At 61.8% G+C, this 4,424-nt stretch carries 3 protein-coding genes and 2 pseudogenes; 2 read left to right on the top strand and 3 right to left on the bottom strand.

The features are described 5' to 3' along the window. Nucleotides 1-336: 336 nt before the first annotated feature. Nucleotides 337-903, bottom strand: a complete 567-nt coding sequence (locus ACZ53N_RS36485) for a hypothetical protein (RefSeq protein ID WP_469145017.1) — start codon at nucleotides 901-903, stop codon at nucleotides 337-339. Between the two features lie 224 nt (nucleotides 904-1,127). On the opposite strand from ACZ53N_RS36485, the pseudogene ACZ53N_RS36480 reads away from it, so the two are divergent. Further along, nucleotides 1,128-1,716 (top strand): annotated as a pseudogene (locus ACZ53N_RS36480) (transposase); the annotation flags it as partial. A gap of 10 nt (nucleotides 1,717-1,726) precedes the next feature. Here the strand turns inward: ACZ53N_RS36480 and ACZ53N_RS36475 are convergent. Beyond that, nucleotides 1,727-1,963 (bottom strand): annotated as a pseudogene (locus tag ACZ53N_RS36475) (IS110 family transposase); the annotation flags it as partial. Between the two features lie 1,000 nt (nucleotides 1,964-2,963). Between ACZ53N_RS36475 and ACZ53N_RS36470 the strand changes: the two are divergent. Next, nucleotides 2,964-3,746 carry a hypothetical protein gene (locus ACZ53N_RS36470; protein WP_469145016.1) on the top strand — a complete coding sequence of 261 codons (783 nt, stop codon included), beginning with the start codon at nucleotides 2,964-2,966 and terminating at the stop codon, nucleotides 3,744-3,746. Between the two features lie 330 nt (nucleotides 3,747-4,076). Here ACZ53N_RS36470 and ACZ53N_RS36465 read toward each other — a convergent pair. Further along, on the bottom strand, nucleotides 4,077-4,424 hold a 348-nt coding region (locus ACZ53N_RS36465), incomplete at its 5' end, for a DsbA family protein (RefSeq protein WP_469145015.1).

The following is a 4,424-nucleotide window of genomic DNA, read 5'->3' as shown; positions in this document are numbered from 1 at the left end:
AGGTCCTCGCCGAGGACTACCGCGGCCCCCTCGACCGCTTCCCCGAGACCCTCGAGACCACCGTCCAGCTCGAACTCCTCCGCACCTGGACCCCACGATGATCCACTACTTCTGAATAATCTTCCCGCTACCGGCGTACTGGTCGAGCGGTCCACGCGATACGTCGCTCCCGTCCAGCCGCCCGAACGGCTGCACAGCCGAACTCGTCCGTGACGCTCTGACTGTCCCGGCACAACACCTGCCGTTGCATCTGAAGCGATCCCTGACCCCGGGACCAGGGGCGCGCCGCCACGAGATCACCAACGACCCCTGGAAACCGCCGATGGCGGACCTCGCTCATCGGGTGCCAGTGGTGGGAAGACTTGCCACGATGTCGGTGTACATGACGCCCGAGATTGCAAGGCCCAGAGTGCCGAGTGTGACGGCGGCCCAGGCGAAGGATCGCATCCAGACGGGCTGAGGTCTCTTGGAGCCCCCGAAGGCTTGACGGGCCAGCACAAAGATGCCGAGAAGCAGAGCCAGTACGGCGAATGTACCGTCGACCACGGCGGTCAGGTGCCAGGCATCGCCGTAGATCCGGGAGATATGCTGGGCTGGAGAGCCCCCCCGGGAGGACTCGATCTGGCCGATCAAATTCTGCCGCTCGGCAGCTACTCGCCCTGACCAGGTCCCGGTGAGGGAAATGATACCAAGTCCGGCCCCGATTAACGCCGCAGCACCGGCTCCCGCGCTTGCAGAAAGCGCAGCGGCGTGGCGGCGCTCTCCGACCTTATCTGTGGCTAGTTCAACCTCTGCCTCCGCAGTGCCGACATCTACGGTCGGCTCACTCTCCAGAAAGTCCTGCTTCACCTCGGCGCCGGATTCCCGACTAGTGGAAGATGCACCAACATTCATCGTCTCCATGCCAAGCACCGTACCGCCCAACCCCGCCAGGCGGCGCAAGGATGAACAGAACAGGAGCTGACGGGGGCTATTCTGGGACTATAAAAGGAACGGTGTAACTCCGATCATGGAGGATTGCACCTGTGATCAGCTAGAGCATAGCCAAGCCGTCTGAGGCGGGAGCTGCGTCGGCGACTGTGGACGAAAAGTTCCTTTGAGGAGATCGTCTCCCGGCTTAGTCCGAAGGGCTACAGCTGGCGGGTGAGGGCGGGCTGCGGCAGCAGTTGACGAAGCGCGGCTGCTGGAGTCCGCACTTGAGGGCGAGATGAGGGAGGGCTGGCTCGGGCAACACCAGGAACGGCCAACGGTCCAAGACAGTGGTGACCGATGTCGGCCCAGTCGAGGTCGGGGTTCCGCGGGACCGGGAGGGGCTCGTTCGAGCCGCAGATCGTAAGGAAGCGCAAGCGCCGGCTGACCGGCACCGACGCGAAATGGTCCTGCCGTCGGTCAAGGGCCTCGCCTGACCCACGGTGAGGTCTCGGCTATCTGGTCGAGGGCTACGGGGCTGAGGTCTCCAGGCAGACCCGTCTCCACGATCACCGATTCGGTGATGGAGGGCATGTCCGAGTGGCAGGCCCGCCGCTCGGCCGCGTCGGCTCGGTCGTGTTCATCGACTGCATCAACGTGAAGATCCGTCAGGGGCAGGTCGCCAGCCGGCTCCTGTACATGACTCTGGCGGTCACAGCCGACGGGCACCGCGGCATTCCCGAGCCGTGGGCCGGTGGCGAGGGCGGTGAAGGTTCCGAGCACTGGCTTCGCGTGCTAAAGCGTGTTGCAGGGTATCGAAGGCCTCCATGTCGCCGCCGGTCAGGGCGATGAACTCGGCGCCCGGCAGGGACCCATGCCAGGCATGCTGAGGATCACCTCGGCGTGCTGGTGCTCGCGGAACGGGGGCTGCGATGAGGGCGTCGGTCTCATCGATCTCCTGGTCCAGGGCGATCACCTCCCTGGCCAGCCGGGCCACCATGGCGGCGCCGAGCCTCTCGCTGGGGATCGCGGTGTGCTGGGCCTCCGCAGCCTCCCGGCCCCCACGCCCGCTACCCCCCGAAGAGAACCATTTGAATTTCTGACTAACAGTATCGGTTTGAGCCGCTGCCCCTGCTCGTCAGGAGGGTGGAACGGCGGCTGCCGGGCTGGGATATCAGCCCAGCGGGGAGGCCGCACGTGCTGCCGCTGTGGAAAGCGGTGGTCCTGTTGTGTTTTCTCCTGCGGCATGACGCGGTGCGGGAGATGGTCGGCGAGCTCCTTCGGTGCCTCGCAGCCGGCCGTCCCGCGGTACGCGGCTGTGCCGCGGCCGGTGGTACGTGACAGCCTCGGGCAGCTGGGGGTTCGGCATCAGTCGGCTGCCCGGGGCGAGCCGGTCCCCGTCGACGTGTTCCTCCCCCCCTGCGCCGGGCCGGGAGGGTCGTTGAACAGCTTTTTCCCGAAACACACCACCGCACCGGCCACAGCATCCAGGTGATGTCCGACCTCCAGGAGCCGGCCTCCGGGCCGCCGGACGTCCCCTGGAGGGTGGCTCTCACCAGTTGCCGACCCCATATAACCTGCTGGATTATGAAGCAAGCCATCAGGTAGCGACAGAGGAGTTCCTTGAATGCAAAGGAAAGAACCACTGCAGCCAAGGGCCGGCGCCGAGCGGAAAGGGACCGCGATCGGATTCCTACGAGGATGATTGCCAACCGATCAAGGACAGTCCGAAGCCTTCTACCCCAAATCACAAACTCCAGCCCTACACCTCGACTGAATTACAAACCACCAGCAGTATGGGGCGTGTCTGCATGCACCGAAATATACTCGCACTTATCGCCACGATTGTGCCCATTGCTCTCATTGTCGGCAAGGGTTACCAGACAGGTGGCACGATTGAGTCGGAAACGAGGAGACAGCCTTTCACCACTCCGATAAATTCCGGGAATCCACAGGATCTATCTAGCAGGATCTTACATCCCCAAGCCTCCCCACGAGCACCTCGGCCTTATTATTGCGAGGGACTCGCCCAGGCGATGCCCACTAGGCGATGCATGAGCCGCAACAATACCCTTATCAGCAGTGTGAGCGTTCCGACTGGCCGCCTTCAGTCGGAGGACTCCAACTCGCTGGCTTGTGAAGGTGACGGCACATCTGGCAAAAGAGTTCAGGTCTTATTTATACACGCCCCCGAACGAGACCGATACGCCGAGTATCTCCCCTATTTCAAGAAATGGGCTGCAGACGCGGACAAGATTTTCAACGCAAGTGCTGCCGAGACGGGAGGCGTGCGGCATATACGCTACGTTACCGAACCAAATTGCAGCGTTTCCGTACTCAATGTTAGCGTACCTGCGAAAACCTTAGAGGACTTCGACGCCACGAACAGAGTTCTAGCCCTCCAAGGGTTCAATCGCCTTGACCGTAAGTACATGATCTTTGCAGATTCCCGTAGGTATTGCGGTATTGGCAGCTTCGGCAATGATGACCGGCCCGGCCCAGAGAATCGTAATAACTACGGACCTTCCTATGGCAGGACAGACTTTGAGTGCTGGAGCGGCTATGCGGCAGCGCACGAACTCGCACACAACCTGGGTGCAGTAAACAACAGCGCGCCTCACAGCAGCAAAGGCGGCCACTGTTTCGACGAATGGGACATTATGTGCTACGAGGATGGCGGTCTGCAAAAGATGCAGGTAATGTGCCCCGAAGGCAGCCGCGACGGATATCTTGACTGCAATCATGATGATTACTACAATACTGCCCCAAAGCCGGGTAGCTACCTGGCTACTCATTGGAACATCGCGGACAACCAGTTCCTAATAGCTGATAGCTGATAGCAGCAGACTCGCGTCTGTTTTTACCCCGCGACGAAGTCGGATGGTGGGGAACATTTCTGTATCCAGACATCCTTTCCCTCGAAATCCTTCGAGCGGGTCCAGGACCTGGTGCGGATCCAACGCACGTCTTCAGCGAGCAGGATGCGTCTGACCTGAGACCGACCGACTGCACTGCGAACCGGCTCGCTGGAATCAAGCCTGGCCCGGTGTGGCTTGAGACCGCACGAGCGTATGTACAGTCGTCTGCGCCTCGGAACGCTCCGGAGCGTACTTGTTTCTGTCCGGCGCCACATTCGGCGAGGTCCCCGGATAACCTTCTCAGGCTCCTCAACTCCTGCCTGATGCGATTACTAGCTTGCTTAGCTTTTCGGGAGTGGGTGGGTTCGCGTGGTCGGCGTAGAGGTTATCGCCATTTAGGAGGATAGTTGGGGTAGAGCGGTAATTTTTCAAGAACGCGGTGTTGGACTTCTTCACCCAGCTGTCGTGGGTGCCCTCGTTCACACAGGTGCGGAAGGCCGGGGAGTCCAGGCCCGGGATCTTGCGGGCCAGCTCCAGCAGACGGGCCTTCTTGCCGAAGGCGTCGTCGGTCTCCGCCGGCTGGTTCTTGTAGAGCAGGTCGTGGAACGCGGAGAACTTGCCGACGTCCTGCGCGCACGCCGCCGCGTTCGCCGCGTT

It is taken from the genome of Streptomyces sp. NPDC033229 (assembly GCF_055576875.1).
The sequence above is the reverse complement of the archived record's forward strand: the minus strand, read 5'-3'. Positions and strand labels throughout refer to the sequence as shown.

What these genes read in the sequence shown, in the direction of transcription:
- ACZ53N_RS36470 (WP_469145016.1), top strand. Translation starts at nt 2,964, where the DNA reads ATGAGCCGCAACAATACCCTTATCAGCAGTGTGAGCGTTCCGACTGGC.
- ACZ53N_RS36485 (WP_469145017.1), bottom strand. Translation starts at nt 903, where the DNA reads ATGGAGACGATGAATGTTGGTGCATCTTCCACTAGTCGGGAATCCGGC.